Origin of the sequence: Micrococcus sp. MS-ASIII-49, from assembly GCF_000946635.1 — a bacterium.
Taxonomy (GTDB): Bacteria; Actinomycetota; Actinomycetes; order Actinomycetales; family Micrococcaceae; genus Micrococcus; species Micrococcus luteus.
In genome coordinates this window covers 1-14,571 of record NZ_JXSP01000130.1, presented here as the reverse complement: position 1 = coordinate 14,571, position 14,571 = coordinate 1, and the positions used below count along the sequence as shown (strand labels likewise).

Sequence of the window (14,571 nt, the reverse complement as noted above, 5' to 3'; positions counted from 1 at the left end):
ACGGCGCCGCGGCCGCCCGACGGGGCGTCGGCTCAGGCCTGCCCGGCCTGGACGACGAACGCCTCGCCGGCGAACTCGACGACGTCCCCGTCGTGCAGCTGGGCGCCGCGGCGCGTCTCCACCGCGCCGTTGACGGTGACGAGCCCGTCGGTGACGACGTCGCGGGCCATGGCCCCGTCCTCCACGAGGGAGGCGAGCTTGAGCGCCTGGCCGAGGCGGATGGACTCGTCACGGATGGGCAGGGGCTGGGCGTCGGGTGCGTTCGTCTCGGTCATGGTGTCCATCATGGCCGGTAGGCTGGACGGGATCGACCGGCGCGCCGCGCCGGAACGGGCCCGCCGCCTCGAAGGCGGCCGGGCGCCGTCGTCGTCGTGATCCCCTCCCGCCCCGCCGATGAGTACGGAAGTGATGCCCCCATGGCTGCCAAGTCCCCGCTGGACAACGTCATCAACCTCGCCAAGCGCCGAGGCTTCGTGTTCCAGGCCGGTGAGATCTACGGCGGTTCGCGCTCCGCGTGGGACTACGGGCCCCTGGGTGTGGAGCTGAAGGAGAACATCAAGGCGGAATGGTGGAAGACCTTCGTGCGCTCCCGCGAGGACATGGTGGGCCTGGACTCCTCCATCATCCTGCCGCGCGCGGTGTGGGAGGCCTCCGGCCACGTCGAGACCTTCACCGACCCGCTCGTGGAGTGCACCCAGTGCCACAGGCGCCACCGCCAGGACCACCTGCTCGAGGCGTTCGAGGCCAAGAAGGGCCGGCCGGCCGAGGGCATGGCCGAGATCGTGTGCCCGGACTGCGGCACCCAGGGCGCCTGGACCGAGCCGCAGCTGTTCTCGGGCCTGGTCAAGACCTACCTCGGCCCCGTGGACAACGAGGAGGGCCTGCACTACATGCGCCCGGAGACGGCGCAGGGCATCTTCGTGAACTTCCTCAACGTGCTGGGCGCGGCCCGGAAGAAGCCGCCGTTCGGCATCGGCCAGATCGGCAAGGCGTTCCGCAACGAGATCACCCCGGGCAACTTCATCTTCCGCACCCGTGAGTTCGAGCAGATGGAGATCGAGTACTTCGTGCCGCCGGCCGAGGCGGGCCAGCACTTCGACCGCTGGGTCGAGGACTGCTGGGACTGGTTCATCGACCTCGGCATCGACCCCGCGCACCTGCGCAAGTTCGACGTCCCCGCGGACGAGCGGGCGCACTACTCGGACGCCACGATCGACCTCGAGTACGACTTCGGCTTCACCGGCGGCGACGGCTGGGGCGAGCTGATGGGCATCGCGAACCGCACCGACTACGACCTGGGCCGGCACACCGAGCACTCGGGCACCAAGATGCAGTACTTCGACCAGGCCAACAACGAGCACTACACCCCGTACGTGATCGAGCCGTCCTTCGGCCTGACCCGCGCCATGATGGCGTTCCTCGTGGACGCCTATGCCGAGGACGAGGCCCCGAACGCCAAGGGCGGGGTGGACGTGCGCACCGTGCTCAAGCTGGACCCGCGCCTGGCCCCGGTCAAGGCCGCCGTGCTCCCGCTGTCCAAGAAGCCCGAGCTGCAGCCGGCCACCCAGTCCCTCGCCGCGGAGCTGCGCGGCCTGTGGAACATCGAGACGGACGACTCCGGCGCGATCGGCCGTCGCTACCGCCGCCAGGACGAGATCGGCACCCCGTTCTGCATCACCGTGGACTTCGACACCCTCGAGGACCAGGCCGTGACCATCCGCGAGCGGGACACCATGGCCCAGGAGCGCGTGGCGCTGTCCCAGGTGAAGTCCTACCTGCTGGAGCGCCTGGTCAAGTGAGCGGGGACGTGACGGGAGCGGCCGGGGCCGCGGGGCATGACGACGGCGGCGCGCTGTTCGACTCCGCCGCGGTCGCCGACGGGGAGATCGTGCTGCGTCCCTGGCGGCCCGGGGACGACCTGGCCCTGCTCGAGGTGTGGGGCGACCCGGCCAACGCGCAGCAGCACCAGGACCGGGCGATGCTCGCCGAGGACGCGGAACGGCCCTGGCGCCGCGCGCTCGTGGCCGAGGACGCCGGCGTGCCGGTGGCGGCCGGCGTCGTCTACGCCTCGTCCGTGCACCCGCGGCGGCTGTGGCTGTACGTCGAGACCGCGGCCGCCGAGCGGCGCCGGGGCATCGGCCGGGCGCTCGTGGCGGCCCTGCGCGGGCTCGCCGCGGAGGCGCACGCCGCCGGCGCCATCCCGACGACCGCGCTGAAGGCCCGATTCGCCAAGGACGCCCTGGTGCCCGGCGTGGCCTGCGCCGACCCGCAGACCGAGGCCGACGGTGCGACGGGCCGCCCGCCCGTGGACACGGACGCCGTGCGGTCCCAGACCGCCGCACTGGCCGCCGGCACCGAGGCGTTCCTCGTGGCCCAGGGCTTCACCCCCGTGCAGCGCTCCCGCCGCGTCGCGATCGCCCCGGGGGCCATCGGCCTGCCGGATGTGCGCGGGGAGGAGCACCCGGACGGCGTGGTCCTCGAGGAGGCCTCGACCGGCTCCGTCGAGCTGACGCAGGCGGTCGCCGCGTTCTATGACGCCGTGCACGCGTGGGACCCGTCGACCCTGAGCGTCGGGGCCGCCCAGCAGCTGCTGCTGGGCCCGGCCACCGGGGCCGCGGGCGCCGTCGTGCTCCGCGACGCGCCGAAGGCCGAGGGCGGGCGCATCCGCGCGTTCGCGGTGTCCTACACCCCGGAGCGCCAGGACGCGCCGGCCGATGTGCTCGTGGGCTGGGATCCGGAGCTGGGGGAGGAGGACGCGCTGCAGGCCGTGGCCGACCTGCTCGCCCTGCTCGTGGCCCAGTACCCCGTGCAGATCGAGGTGGACGAGGCGATGGCCCCGCTGGAGCGGATCGTGGACGGGCTCATCGGCGGCAACGCGGCGCGGACGCTGGTGGACACGTACGTGTTCGTGGACGACGCGCCGGGCGCGTGAACCGGGCGGCCGTAGCGGACCGCCGGCGCACCCGCACCCTGCGGGGCACCGTCCTGGCGGTGGCCCTGCTCAACGGCGCCTACCTGGTGGTCGAGATCATCCTGGCGGTGGGGATCGGCTCGGTGGCCCTCGTGGCGGGCTCCGTCGACTTCTTCGAGGACTTCGCCGTCAACCTGCTGATCTTCGTGGCGCTCGGGTGGACGGCGGCCCGGCAGGCGGTCATCGGCAAGGTCATGGCCGGGATCATCGTGCTGCCGGCCGTGGCGGCGCTCGTCATGGCGGCCACGAAGATCGGCGACCCCGAGCCGCCGGCCGCGGGCGTGCTGCTGGGGGCGGCCGTCGGCTCGCTCCTCGTGAACATCGTGTGCGTGGTCCTGCTGGCCCGCGTCCGCGTCGACGGCGGCTCCCTCACCCGGGCGGCCTGGCTCGCGGCGCGCAACGACCTCGTGGCCGGCGTCGTGCTGATCGCCCTGTCCGGGATCACGGTGCTGACGGCGTCGGGCTGGGCGGACATCATCGTGGGCGTGCTTCTCGTGCTGCTCAACGGCTCCGCCGCCAAGGAGATCTGGGAGGCCGCGACCGAGGAGCACCTGGCGGCCCAGGCCCTCGCCGGCGAGGTCGACGACGACTGAGCGGTTCCTGCTGTGCCCCGTGCCCGGGGCCCCAGCACAGAGTGGTCACGACACGCCGCGTGCACCCTGGCGAGACGGCGTGTCGTGACCACTCTGCGGGGCGGCGGGCAGCCGGGCGGCCAGCACCGCCCCGACGACGGCCAGGCCCAGGAACACCGTCAGCGCCGGTGTCAGACCGACGGCGCCGGCCAGCGCCCCGACCGCCGGGCTGAGCCCGACCCCGGCCAGCCGCATGCACCAGCTCGTCACCGCCAGCCCGGTCTGCGGCCGGAGCCCGGGCGCCTCGTCGCCGAGCGCATAGGCCACGGGCACCACCACGGCGCAGCCCAGCCCCGCCAGCGCCAGCCCCGCGAACGCGGCAGGCACGGCCACCGACTCGGGCAGCGGCGCCAGGGCCAGCCCCAGCCCCACGACGACGGCGCCCAGCCCCGCCGTCAGCGCCCCGCGTCGTCCCAGGGCGGCGAGGGTGCGGTCGCCCGCGAGGCGTCCGATGAACTGCGCGCCCAGCAGGGTCGACGCGCCGAGCACCGCCGCGGCGGGGTCCAGGCTGCGCTCGGTGATCAGGAACAGGGTGGCCCACGCGTTGCCGAACTCCTCCACGCCGAAGCCGGCCATCGCGATCACCACGGCGGGGAGGAGCGCGGCCACGGCGGCACGGCGGAGCAGGGCCCGGGCCGCTGGGGCGGGCGGTGCGGACGTCTCCGACGGCGCGGGTGAGTCCTCCGAGGCGCCGCGGGCGGACGCCGAGTCCGCGGGAGCCTCCGCCAGGAACAGGCGCCGGACCCCCAGCAGCACCGCGACGCACACGGCGCCGTTGAGCCCCAGGTGCAGGGCCGCGGGGCCGCCTACGGTGATGACCGCCGCACCGAGCCCGGCGCCGGCGGCCGCTCCGAGGCTCCAGCCGGCGTGCATGGTCGTGAGCACGGGCCGGGCCAGCCGGGTCTGCACCTGCAGGCCCTGCGCGTTCTGGGCGGTGTCCACGACGGCGTCGAGCACGCCCGAGGCCAGGACGAGGCCCGCGAAGACCCACAGTGGCCAGGCCGCGGCCGTGCCCGCACCGCGCCCGGCCCCCGTGCCCGCCCCGGCGACGTCGAGGACGAGACCGGCCGCCGTCGTCAGCAGGGCGATGGCCACGCTGCCGGCGAGCATGACGCGGCGGGCGCCGAACCGGCGCAGGATCGGCGCGGGCAGGGGCCCGGCGAGCGTGCCGCCCACGGCGAGCGCGATGACGAGCAGGCCGAACCCGGCCGGGTCCAGTCCGAACGCGGCCTTCGCCTCCGGGTAGTGCGGGATGAGCGCGCCGAGCAGGGCGCCGTTCGTCGCGAAGGCGGCGGTGACGGCCCAGCGCGCGCGACGGGCTCGGGCGAAGCCGTCGTCGGCGGCCGGGACGTGCGGCGCGGCCTCGCTCATGCATCCCAGCCGAGCAGGCGCCAGACCTCCGCCCAGCCGGCGAAGATCTTCGCGTTGTACTCGACCCCGAGCTGGTTGGGGTTGGCGAACAGGACCCAGTCGGCGGCGGCGACGGCGTCGTCGGCGGCGAGCTTCTCCGCCACCTCCTCGGCGGACCCGGCGTAGGTCGGGCCGGAGCGGGCGGCGCCGCCCTCGAGCATGCCGGAGGAGTCGCGCGAGGCCCGCTCGCGGCCGAAGTACAGCTCGTCCTCCCGGTCCTGGATGACGAACGCGGAGCGCGTGACCGCCGTGCGGCCCGGACCGGCGTGGCCGGCCGCGGCGAAGGCCTCCCGGTAGCGGGCGATCTGGTCGGCCTGCTGGACGTGGAAGGGGCGGCCGTCGTCCTGCAGGAGCAGGGTGGAGGAGAGCATGTTGTAGCCGTCCCGCCCCGCCTCGACCGCCGACGGCGTGGACCCCGACCCCCACCAGATCCGGTCCGCGAGCCCGGGGGAGTGCGGCTCGATCCGCAGCGGCTGCGAGCTGTGCGCCCAGCCGGAGGTCAGGTCCGGCGCCGCGATCCCCTCACCGCGCACGGCGGAGAGGAACCGGCGTCCGCGCTCGCGGGTCACGTCGGCCCAGGTCTGCCCCTCGGCGAGGGTGTAGCCGAACTGCGCCTGGCCGTCGAGGGCGGCCTCGGGTGAGCCGCGGGAGACGCCGAGCTCGAGCCGGCCGCCGGAGATGAGGTCCGTGGTGGCCGCGGCCTCGGCCATGTACAGGGGGTTCTCGTAGCGCAGGTCGATCACGCCCGTGCCGAGGCTGATCCGCTCGGTGCGGGCGGCCATCGCGGCGAGGATCGGGAACGGCGAGGAGAACATCCGCTGGAAGTGGTGGACGCGCAGCCAGGCGCCGTCGAGTCCGGCGTCCTCGGCGGCCACGGCCATGGCGACGACGTCGTCGAGGGCCTGCCGCGCGTCCGGTTCGGCGCCGGGACGGTGGATCCAGTGGCCGAAGTTGAGGAAGCCGAGGTGCTTGCGGGTCATGCCGGGTGCAACCGCGGGGCGGGCGGGGCTGTTCCCGGTGCTCGTCTGACCGCCGGCCGGCGACATCACCTGCGGGCAGACCCGCGGAGATGTCGCTGCGGAGCGGTCGATCGCCGCGGCGTCCGCCATACTGGCGGGCATGAGTGAGCAGTGGAGCGAGAAGGACATCGAGCTGGCGAACCGGCTCTTCGACATGGCGCGTGACGGGGACACGGCCCAGCTGAAGGCGTACCTGGACGCCGGGGTGAGCACGCGCCTGCGCAACCACACGGGCGACTCGTTCCTCACCCTCGCCGCCTACCACGAGCACCCGGACACCGTGGCGATGCTCATCGAGGCCGGCGCCGAGATCGAGCACGCCAACGATCGCGGCCAGCGCGCCCTGACCTGCGCCACGTTCAAACGGGATGTCGCCTCGATGCGGCATCTGCTCGCGGCCGGGGCGGACCCGGACGCGGGCACCCCCTCGGCGCGTCAGACCGCTCAGATGTTCGCCGGTGCTGACCTGCTGGCGGTGCTCGACGGCGGGGACGCGGCGCCGGCGTCGGAGGCCTGACCCGCCGGGAGGACGGTCTGCCCGTCCCGGCGGGGCGCCTCGGCGATCGCCTCCCAGCGGGCCGCGTCGTGGGGCACGGTGACGCGGGTGCCGGGCGGAATGGAAGAATGGGATCCGACATGACTTCTTCCCACACCCTCCCCGCCGCGGCGGCGGCCGACGGCGACGACGTCGCCGACCCTCACGCCCCGCACTACGCCAAGTCCGCCGGCGCGGGTCGACGCATCACCGACGACGATCAGCTCCACGAGGCCCGCCACCCCGCCCCGACGACGGACCGCCTGACCCTGCCCCCGCTGCGGCTGGGACCGCTGACCATCGACGTCCCCGTGGTGCTCGCCCCGATGGCCGGCATCACCAACACGGCGTTCCGCCGCCTGTGCCGCGAGTACGGTGGCGGCCTCTACGTCAACGAGATGGTCACGGCCCGCGCGCTGGTCGAGCGGAAGCCCGAGTCGATGCGGATCATCCAGCACGACCCGGACGAGGTGCCCCGCTCCGTGCAGCTCTACTCCGTGGACCCGGTCACCACCGGCGCGGCGGTGCGGATGCTGGTCGAGGAGGACCGCTGCGACCACATCGACATGAACTTCGGCTGCCCCGTGCCCAAGGTGACCCGCCGCGGCGGCGGCTCGGCCCTGCCGTGGAAGTCGGAGCTGTTCGCCTCGATCGTGAAGGCCGCCGTCACCGAGGCGGCCAAGAAGGACATCCCGGTGACCGTGAAGATGCGCCGCGGCATCGACGAGGACCACCTGACCTTCCTCGACGCCGGCCGCACGGCCCGCGACCTCGGCGTCGCCGCCGTCGCCCTCCACGGCCGCACCACCCGCCAGTTCTACTCGGGCACCGCCGTGTGGGACGACATCGCCCGGCTGCGCGAGGCCCTGCCGGACATCCCCGTGCTCGGCAACGGCGACATCTGGTCCGCGGAGGACGCCATCGCGATGGTCGAGCGCACGGGCGTGGACGGCGTCGTGATCGGCCGCGGCTGCCAGGGAAGGCCCTGGCTGTTCGGGGACCTGCAGGCCGCGTTCGAGGGCCGCCAGGACCGGTTCCACCCGACCCTGGGCATGGTCGCGGACACGCTGTACCGCCACGCCGAGCTGCTCGTGGACACCTTCGGCGGCGACGAGACGAAGGCGCTGCGGGACATCCGCAAGCACGTGGCCTGGTACTTCAAGGGCTACCCCGTGGGCTCGGAGATCCGCACCGCCCTGGCGACCGTCCCGGACCTGGCCACGCTGCGCGAGATCCTCGCCCGCGTGGACCGGGACCAGCCCTACCCGGGCGAGGCCGCCGAGGGCCCCCGCGGCCGGGCCGGCGCCCCCAAGCGCCCGCACCTGCCGGACGGCTGGCTGGACTCCCGCGAGCTCAACGCCGAGCAGCAGGCCATGATCCAGGCCGCCGAGCTGGACGTCTCCGGTGGCTGAGCCCACGCCGCCGGAGCCCGCCGCCGGAACGCCCGCCGCGCCGTCGTCGCCCTGGACCGGCGCCGCCCACCAGCCGGTGCTGTTCGGCCCGGAGGGCCGGCCCCCGTATGCCGGCCGCGCCGTGCAGACCCCCGGCTACACGCCGTGGGACCGGGAGCGGTGGCTGCCCGAGCCGCCCAAGTCCTCGTACCGCTCGGACTTCGAGCGGGATCGTGCCCGCGTGCTGCACTCCGCGGGCCTGCGCCGGCTGGGGGCCAAGACCCAGGTGGTCGCCCCGGACGCGGACGACTTCGCCCGCACCCGCCTGACGCACTCGCTCGAGGTGGCGCAGGTGGGGCGTGAGCTCGGCCGGTCGCTGGGCTGCGACCCCGACCTCGTGGACACCGCCTGCCTGTCCCACGACCTCGGCCACCCGCCCTTCGGGCACAACGGGGAGAAGGCGCTCGACGCGCTCAGCGAGGACGTCGGCGGCTTCGAGGGCAACGCCCAGACCCTGCGCCTGCTGGCCCGCCTCGAGCAGAAGAAGCTCTTCGCGGACGGCTCCTCCGCGGGCCTGAACCTCACGCGCGCCGCCCTCGACGCCGCATGCAAGTACCCGTGGACCCGTGAGGACGCCCCGCTGCGCCCCGACGGCACGCGCTCGCGCAAGTTCGGCGTCTACGAGGACGACCTGCCCGTGTTCCGCTGGTTCCGCGCCGGGGTGCCCGGCACGCGCACGTCCATGGAGGCCCAGGTCATGGACCTCGCGGACGACATCTCCTACTCCGTGCACGACGTCGAGGACGGCGTGGTCAACGCCGTGTTCCAGCTCAAGTGGCTGGCCATCCCGGAGCACCGGGAGCGCGTCGTGGAGACCACCCGCCAGTGGTACCTGCCGCACACGGACCCGGCCGAGGTCGACGCGGCCCTGGCCCGCCTCGAGGCCACCGACGTGTGGGTCTCCGAGATGGACGGCTCCCGGCGGGCGCTGGCGGCGATGAAGGACATGACGAGCCAGCTGATCGGCCGGTTCTGCAGCGCCGCCTTCGACGCCACGCGCCAGGTGTTCGGCAACGAGCCGCTGACCCGCCACGGGGCCGACGTCGTGGTGCCCGAGGAGACGGAGACCGAGATCGCCGTGATGAAGGGCATCGCGGCGGCCTACGTGATGACCGCCGAGCAGCGCCAGCCGCTCTACGCGCGGCAGCGCGAGGTGCTCGCGGAGCTCGTGACGCTGCTCGACGCGACGGGGGACCGGTACCTCGAGCCGATGTTCGCGTTCGACTGGGCGCAGGCCCCCGACGACGCAGCCCGGCGGCGCGTGGTGATCGACCAGATCGCCTCGCTCACCGATTCGACCGCCGTCGAGTGGCATCACACTCTGGTGCAGGGCGCGGAGTTCCGGCGCGTCTGGCTCTGACCGGCGGGTCCAGCAGCGCGGGAAGCACCGCGCCGGCGGGACCCCGCAGGATGTGCGTGACCGCGCCGCTCAGCTCGGTCTCCACCGGATTCAGCTCGACGACGGCGGCTCCGGCCCCCAGCGCCACGAACGGCAGGGACGCCGCCGGCTGGACGATGCCCGAGGTGCCGACGACGACGCACAGGTCGCAGTCCTCGAGCGCGGCGAACGCCCGGTCCCAGGGCTCGGCCGGCAGCATCTCCCCGAACCACACGATCCCCGGGCGGATCAGCCCGTCCCCGCACACGGTGCAGGCCGGCGGTGCCGCACGGAGCATCGCCTCGAGGTCGGCCTCGGAGCCGGCCGTCGCCTCGTCCGCGGGCGCGCCCGGGTCGACCTCGGCGGGGGCCCCGCAGTCGGCGCAGCGGTGCTCGAACAGGGACCCGTGCAGGTGCGCGAGGACCCGGGCGCCGGCGCGTTCGTGCAGGTCGTCCACGTTCTGGGTGACCACCTCCAGGCCGGGCGTGCGGCGCTGCCAGGCGGCGACGGCGTCGTGCCCCGGATTTGGTCGGCGGGCCCGCACCATCCGGGCACGCCACCGGTACCAGGACCACACGAGCGCGGGATCCGCGAGGAATGCCTCCTCCGTGGCGAGCTCCTCCGCGGAGAACCGCTCCCACAGCCCGGTCTGGGCGTCGCGGAACGTGGGGATGCCGGACTCGGCGCTCATCCCTGCCCCGGAGAGCACCACGGGACGCTCGGCGGCGGCCACGAGCGCGCGGACGGCGTCCAGCGCGTCAGGGTCGAGGCCGGGGGTGGAGGCGGCGAGGGCGGGGCGCGGGTCGATCATGCCCCCAGCCTAGGCAGGCGGCACGGGTGGGCGCCCCCTCGTTCGGGGGCGGTTTGCGGCGTTATTCCGTCGGAATACCGCCGAATATCGCCCCCGAACCACAGGGTGGGGTCAGGCGATGTCGGGCGCCGTCGTCGGCAGGCCCGTGCCGGCGGCGCGGGCGAGGGCCCGGCGCAGGCCGCGGGCCTTGAGGAGGACCTCGTCGTGCTCGGCGGCCGGGTCAGAGTCCGCGACGATCGCCCCGCCGGCCCCCACGGACCAGCGGCCCCCGGCGAGCACGGCCGTGCGGATCACGACGGACAACGACGTCGTCCCGTCCGCGCTCAGCATCCCCAGCGCCCCGGAGTAGACCCCGCGCGGGGAGGCCTCCCACGCGGCCAGCAGCTCGACGCTGCGGCGCTTCGGCGCGCCCGTCATCGACCCGCCGGGGAACAGCGACCGCACCACGTCCACGGGCTCGACGCCGGCCCGTGCCGTGCCCGTGACCGTGGAGACGAGCTGGTGGACGCTCGCGTAGCTCTCCACCGCCATGAGGGAGGGCACCTGCACGGAGCCGGGCTCGCACACCCGGGAGAGGTCGTTGCGCAGCAGGTCCACGATCATGAGGTTCTCGGCGCGCGTCTTGGGGTCGGCGGCGAGCGCGCGGGCGGCCTCGGCGTCCGCGACCGGGTCGGGCAGGCGGGCGGCGGTGCCCTTGATCGGCTTGGTGCTGTACCGCCCGTCCCGGCCGGCGAGGAACCGCTCCGGTGAGGCCGAGACCACGGCCCACCGGCGGGCACCCGTGCCGTGCTCCAGCAGCGCCGCATACGGGGCCGGCTGGTGCGCGGCGAGCTCGTGGAAGAGGACCAGCGGGTCCACGCGCAGCCCGGGATCGGCGTCGAAGCGGGTGGTCAGGCACAGCTCGTAGGAGTCGCCGGCGTGCAGCGCGGCGCGGCAGCGGGCGATCTGTTCGGCGTACGCCGCCCGGTCCTCGCGCCACGTGCCCGGCGCCTCCTCGCCGGCCCGCGGCCCCGGGCCGGCGTCCCGCGGCGGGGGCACGACGACGTCGCCCGCCGCCGTCTCGAGAGCGCGGCGGGCCGCGGCGAGGGCGCGGCGCACGTCCGCCGCCCAGCGGTCGGCCCCGGCCTCCGCGGCGGTCGGAGCGAGGGAGACGACGCAGCAGTGCAGCACCCCGGCCGCGTGATCCGCCACGACATAGCGGGACGGGCGCACCCAGAACTGCGCGGGCAGGGACGCGAGGTCCTCGGCTCGGGGTGAGGGCGGTGTCACCCCCAGATCCGCCAGGCCGAGCTCGTAGCCCAACCAGCCGACCAGGCCGCCGCGCAGGGGCAGCCCCTCGCCCCCGACGACGGCGCGCGGCGCCGCCGCGGCCGCCAGGTCCGTCCACGCGCGGTCCGGATCGGCGGGGTCGTCGTGCCGGACCAGGCGCGGTCCGGGGGAGGGCACACGGCCCTGCTCCTCGCCGAGCACGTCCAGGCCGTCGCCCGCCACGGACCAGCGGGCCTCGGCCGGGTCCGGCAGGGCCGAGTCCAGCCAGAACGACGCGGCCCCGCGCACGACGGCGTGCGCATAGACCGCGGCCACGGCGGTCGCCGCCGTGTGCCCGGCCGCCGCGAGCGCCGCGGCGTCGAGCGTGCGCACGGCCACATGCAACGGGGTGGCGGCGGCCTCGGGCGGTGCGGGGGCGGTGGGCATGGCCCCCAGCGTAGGGGCCAGCCCCGCCCGGATCGCTCCGTACGCTGGCGGCATGCCCTCCTCCCCGCCCCGCCGCGCTCGAACGCCACCAGGTGGCGCTGTACCTCGCGGGGATCGCCGCGGGCGCCGTCGTCGGATGGGCCGTGCCCGGGGCCGACGCGTGGGCGGTGCTCGTCGAGCCGGTCCTCGCGCTGCTCCTGCTGGCGACGTTCCTGGCGGTGCCGTTCGCCGCGCTGGGCGCGGGCCTGCGGGACGGCAGGTTCCTCGGGGCACTGCTGGTCCTGAACTTCGTGGTGGTGCCGGCGGTGGTGTTCGGGCTGAGCCGGTTCGTCGCCCACGACGACGCGCTGCTCGTGGGCGTGCTCCTCGTGCTGCTGGCCCCGTGCGTGGACTACGTCATCGCGTTCACCGCACTCGCGGGCGGGGCGGCGGTGGCCGCGGTCGACGTCGGGCCCTTCGTCCGTGCTCTGGTCATGCTGATTCTGGTGCCGCTCGCGCTCGCGGCGCTGCTCCAGTGGGGTGCGGTGCGCGGCCGCGGTGGGGTGCGGGACACGGCGGCCGGGGTGGTGCGCGGGTTCACGGTGGCGATGGTCCCGCTCATGGTCGTCACGCTGTTCACGGTGGTCGCCTCACAGATCCGCGGGGTGGGGGAGCAGCTGCCCGCGCTGGCCGCCGTCGTGCCCCTGTTCGTGGCGTTCGCCGCCGTGATGGTGGCCCTCGGTGTGGTGGCTGCGCGGTGGGCGCGCCTCGATGTGCCCGCAGGACGAGCGCTCGTGTCCTCGGGCGCGACGCGGAACTCCCTGGTCGTACTGCCGCTGGCGCTGTCCCTGCCGGCGAGCCTGGACCCGGCCCCGCTCGTGGTGGTGACGCAGACGCTCGTGGAGCTCGGGGCGATGGTGAGCCTCGTCCGCCTGGTGCCCCGGCTGCTGCCGCTGCACGGGCAGTCCGCGGGGGCGGGCGCGGGTCGAACCGTGACCTGACCGCCCAGAACGTTGCCTTCCCGTGACCGGAATCACGGTCGCGCGTCGCTATGGTGGGCGACATGAGCCTCTCGTTCGTGTCCTCGGCGCGCCGCCGTCACGGTGGCCTGGCTTCGGCCGCGCTGTTCCATCCGCTGGTCGAGGCGGCCACCGGCGCGTTGCCCGTGATCGACCCCGCCACCGGGCGCCCCGCGTCCGAGGGAGCGGGCGCGGCGCGGACCGAAGCGCCCCGCACGGCGGGGACCGGTCCTGCACAGGCCGCAGCGGAGGCCGAGCCGTCCACGGAGGCCGGTTCCGCTCGGGGCTGACCGCCCCGCCCCGTCCCTAGAATGGTCCGCATGGCTGGACTGATCGTGCGCAAGGACATCGACCTCGTCCGCGAGCGCACGGATCTGAAGGCCGTCGTGGAGGAGTTCGTCACTCTGCGCTCGGCGGGCGTGGGCTCATTCAAGGGGCTGTGCCCGTTCCACGATGAGCGGACGCCGTCGTTCCACGTGCGCCCCGGCGTGGGCACCTACCACTGCTTTGGCTGCGGCGCGCACGGGGACGTCATCAGCTTCCTCATGGAGTTGGAGCACACCACGTTCACGGAGACCGTGGAGCGGCTGGCGTCCCGCGTGGGGGTGGAGCTGCACTACGAGGACGGCGGCACCGGCCCGGACAAGGCGGAGACGGGGCGCCGTCGTCGCCTGTTCGAGGCGAACAAGGTGGCGGACGAGTTCTTCCGTCGGGCCCTCGGCTCGCCCGAGGCCCAGGTCGCCCGCGACTTCCTCACCCAGCGCGGATTCACGCAGGAGCACGCGGCGCAGTTCGGCCTCGGATATGCCCCGCAGGGGTGGTCGCATCTGCTGGACCACCTCCGGCAGAAGGGGTTCCGGGACGAGGAGCTGCGCGCCTCCGGGCTGGTGTCCGAGGGGCAGCGCGGCCTGTACGACCGGTTCCGCGGCCGCCTGCTCTGGCCCATCCGGGACATGACCGGCGCGACCATCGGCTTCGGCGCGCGCAAGCTGTACGACGACGACCCCGGGCCCAAGTACCTCAACACCCCCGAGACGCCGCTCTACAAGAAGTCGCAGGTGCTCTACGGGATCGACCTGGCCAAGCGGACGATCGCCAAGGAGCGTCAGCTGGTGCTCGTCGAGGGCTACACGGACGTGATGGCGGCCCACCTGGCCGGCGTCGGGACGGCCGTGGCCACGTGCGGCACCGCGTTCGGCGCGGACCACATCAAGGTGGCCCGCCGCCTGATCTCCGACGACGGCACGGGCGGCGAGGTGATCTTCACCTTCGACGGCGACGAGGCCGGGCAGAAGGCCGCCCTCAAGGCGTTCGACGAGGACCACCGGTTCCTCGCCAAGACGTTCGTGGCCGTGGAGCCCAGCGGCATGGACCCGTGCGATCTGCGCATGCAGAAGGGCGACGAGGCGGTGCGCGCGCTCATCGCCTCGCGGCGTCCGCTCTTCGAGTTCGCGATCCGGGCCGGGCTCAAGGACTACGACCTCGACACCGTGGAGGGCCGCGCCGGGGCCCTGCGCCACGCGGCACCGATCGTGGCGGGCATCAAGGACGCCGTCCTGCGTCCCGGCTACGAGCGGGAGCTGGCCGGCTGGCTCGGCCTGGACCCGAACGCCGTGCACCGCGCCGTGGCCGCGGCCGGGCGCGCGCCGCGGCGGGGGCCCGAGCCCGAGG

Annotated in this window: 14 protein-coding genes; 9 read left to right on the top strand and 5 right to left on the bottom strand. The window is 74.7% G+C overall.

Annotation, left to right across the window (positions count from 1 at the left end):
• Nucleotides 1-32 precede the first annotated feature (32 nt).
• The gene (locus tag SJ20_RS09145) at nt 33-275 is read right to left on the bottom strand and encodes an RNA-binding S4 domain-containing protein (RefSeq protein ID WP_036317588.1); all 243 of its coding nucleotides are present in this window, start codon (nt 273-275) and stop codon (nt 33-35) included.
• A 141-nt stretch (nt 276-416) separates the two neighbouring features.
• Between SJ20_RS09145 and SJ20_RS09140 the strand changes: the two genes are divergently transcribed.
• From SJ20_RS09140 to SJ20_RS09130, 3 genes are read left to right on the top strand one after another with little or no spacing between them, the layout of a single operon-like run.
• Nucleotides 417-1,799 (top strand): glycine--tRNA ligase, encoded by a 1,383-nt coding sequence (locus SJ20_RS09140; protein WP_044659691.1) that lies wholly within the window; start codon nt 417-419, stop codon nt 1,797-1,799.
• Nucleotides 1,796-2,932, top strand: a complete 1,137-nt coding sequence (locus tag SJ20_RS09135) for a GNAT family N-acetyltransferase (protein ID WP_044659690.1) — start codon at nt 1,796-1,798, stop codon at nt 2,930-2,932. Before SJ20_RS09140 ends, SJ20_RS09135 begins: the two co-directional genes overlap by 4 nt.
• On the top strand, nt 2,929-3,564 hold the full coding sequence (locus SJ20_RS09130) for a cation transporter (protein ID WP_044659689.1): 636 nt from the start codon (nt 2,929-2,931) through the stop codon (nt 3,562-3,564). Before SJ20_RS09135 ends, SJ20_RS09130 begins: the two co-directional genes overlap by 4 nt.
• A gap of 45 nt (nt 3,565-3,609) precedes the next feature.
• Here the strand turns inward: SJ20_RS09130 and SJ20_RS09125 are convergent, their stop codons facing one another.
• Both SJ20_RS09125 and SJ20_RS09120 read right to left on the bottom strand, forming a co-directional pair.
• Nucleotides 3,610-4,974, bottom strand: coding sequence for an MFS transporter (locus tag SJ20_RS09125; RefSeq protein ID WP_044659688.1), 1,365 nt, complete (start codon nt 4,972-4,974; stop codon nt 3,610-3,612).
• A complete protein-coding gene (locus tag SJ20_RS09120) occupies nt 4,971-5,993 on the bottom strand; it encodes an LLM class flavin-dependent oxidoreductase (RefSeq protein WP_044659687.1) in 1,023 nt (340 codons plus the stop codon). Before SJ20_RS09120 ends, SJ20_RS09125 begins: the two co-directional genes overlap by 4 nt.
• 139 nt (nt 5,994-6,132) lie before the next feature.
• Here SJ20_RS09120 and SJ20_RS09115 point away from each other — a divergent pair, with 139 nt between their 5' ends.
• The 3 genes from SJ20_RS09115 (at nt 6,133) to SJ20_RS09105 (ending at nt 9,378) form a co-directional block, all read left to right on the top strand.
• Nucleotides 6,133-6,549 carry an ankyrin repeat domain-containing protein gene (locus SJ20_RS09115; protein ID WP_010079207.1) on the top strand — a complete coding sequence of 139 codons (417 nt, stop codon included), beginning with the start codon at nt 6,133-6,135 and terminating at the stop codon, nt 6,547-6,549.
• Between the two features lie 119 nt (nt 6,550-6,668).
• Nucleotides 6,669-7,979 (top strand): tRNA dihydrouridine synthase DusB, encoded by a 1,311-nt coding sequence (dusB, locus tag SJ20_RS09110; RefSeq protein ID WP_010079206.1) that lies wholly within the window; start codon nt 6,669-6,671, stop codon nt 7,977-7,979.
• Complete coding sequence (locus tag SJ20_RS09105; RefSeq protein WP_082067624.1) at nt 7,972-9,378, top strand: deoxyguanosinetriphosphate triphosphohydrolase; 1,407 nt, start codon at nt 7,972-7,974, stop codon at nt 9,376-9,378. The genes dusB and SJ20_RS09105 overlap by 8 nt, the downstream gene beginning before the upstream one ends.
• Here the strand turns inward: SJ20_RS09105 and SJ20_RS09100 are convergent.
• Together SJ20_RS09100 and SJ20_RS09095 are read right to left on the bottom strand one after the other, a co-directional pair.
• On the bottom strand, nt 9,305-10,207 hold the full coding sequence (locus SJ20_RS09100; protein ID WP_044659686.1) for an NAD-dependent deacylase: 903 nt from the start codon (nt 10,205-10,207) through the stop codon (nt 9,305-9,307). The genes SJ20_RS09105 and SJ20_RS09100 overlap by 74 nt on opposite strands.
• A 111-nt stretch (nt 10,208-10,318) precedes the next feature.
• The gene (locus tag SJ20_RS09095) at nt 10,319-11,902 is read right to left on the bottom strand and encodes an anthranilate synthase component I family protein (protein WP_044659685.1); all 1,584 of its coding nucleotides are present in this window, start codon (nt 11,900-11,902) and stop codon (nt 10,319-10,321) included.
• A gap of 92 nt (nt 11,903-11,994) precedes the next feature.
• On the opposite strand from SJ20_RS09095, the gene SJ20_RS09090 reads away from it, so the two are divergent.
• The 3 genes from SJ20_RS09090 to dnaG all read left to right on the top strand — a co-directional run.
• Nucleotides 11,995-12,882, top strand: coding sequence for a bile acid:sodium symporter (locus SJ20_RS09090; protein WP_235281290.1), 888 nt, complete (start codon nt 11,995-11,997; stop codon nt 12,880-12,882).
• Nucleotides 12,883-12,944: 62 nt separating this feature from the next.
• Complete coding sequence (locus SJ20_RS09085; protein WP_044659704.1) at nt 12,945-13,190, top strand: hypothetical protein; 246 nt, start codon at nt 12,945-12,947, stop codon at nt 13,188-13,190.
• Between the two features lie 30 nt (nt 13,191-13,220).
• Nucleotides 13,221-14,571, top strand: a 1,351-nt coding sequence (gene dnaG / locus SJ20_RS09080) for a DNA primase (RefSeq protein ID WP_044659683.1), incomplete at its 3' end; no start/stop codon positions are given.

What these genes read in the sequence shown, in the direction of transcription:
- SJ20_RS09095 (WP_044659685.1), bottom strand. Translation starts at nt 11,902, where the DNA reads ATGCCCACCGCCCCCGCACCGCCCGAGGCCGCCGCCACCCCGTTGCAT.
- SJ20_RS09140 (WP_044659691.1), top strand. Translation starts at nt 417, where the DNA reads ATGGCTGCCAAGTCCCCGCTGGACAACGTCATCAACCTCGCCAAGCGC.
- SJ20_RS09100 (WP_044659686.1), bottom strand. Translation starts at nt 10,207, where the DNA reads ATGATCGACCCGCGCCCCGCCCTCGCCGCCTCCACCCCCGGCCTCGAC.
- SJ20_RS09145 (WP_036317588.1), bottom strand. Translation starts at nt 275, where the DNA reads ATGACCGAGACGAACGCACCCGACGCCCAGCCCCTGCCCATCCGTGAC.
- SJ20_RS09115 (WP_010079207.1), top strand. Translation starts at nt 6,133, where the DNA reads ATGAGTGAGCAGTGGAGCGAGAAGGACATCGAGCTGGCGAACCGGCTC.
- dusB (WP_010079206.1), top strand. Translation starts at nt 6,669, where the DNA reads ATGACTTCTTCCCACACCCTCCCCGCCGCGGCGGCGGCCGACGGCGAC.
- SJ20_RS09125 (WP_044659688.1), bottom strand. Translation starts at nt 4,974, where the DNA reads ATGAGCGAGGCCGCGCCGCACGTCCCGGCCGCCGACGACGGCTTCGCC.
- SJ20_RS09085 (WP_044659704.1), top strand. Translation starts at nt 12,945, where the DNA reads ATGAGCCTCTCGTTCGTGTCCTCGGCGCGCCGCCGTCACGGTGGCCTG.
- SJ20_RS09120 (WP_044659687.1), bottom strand. Translation starts at nt 5,993, where the DNA reads ATGACCCGCAAGCACCTCGGCTTCCTCAACTTCGGCCACTGGATCCAC.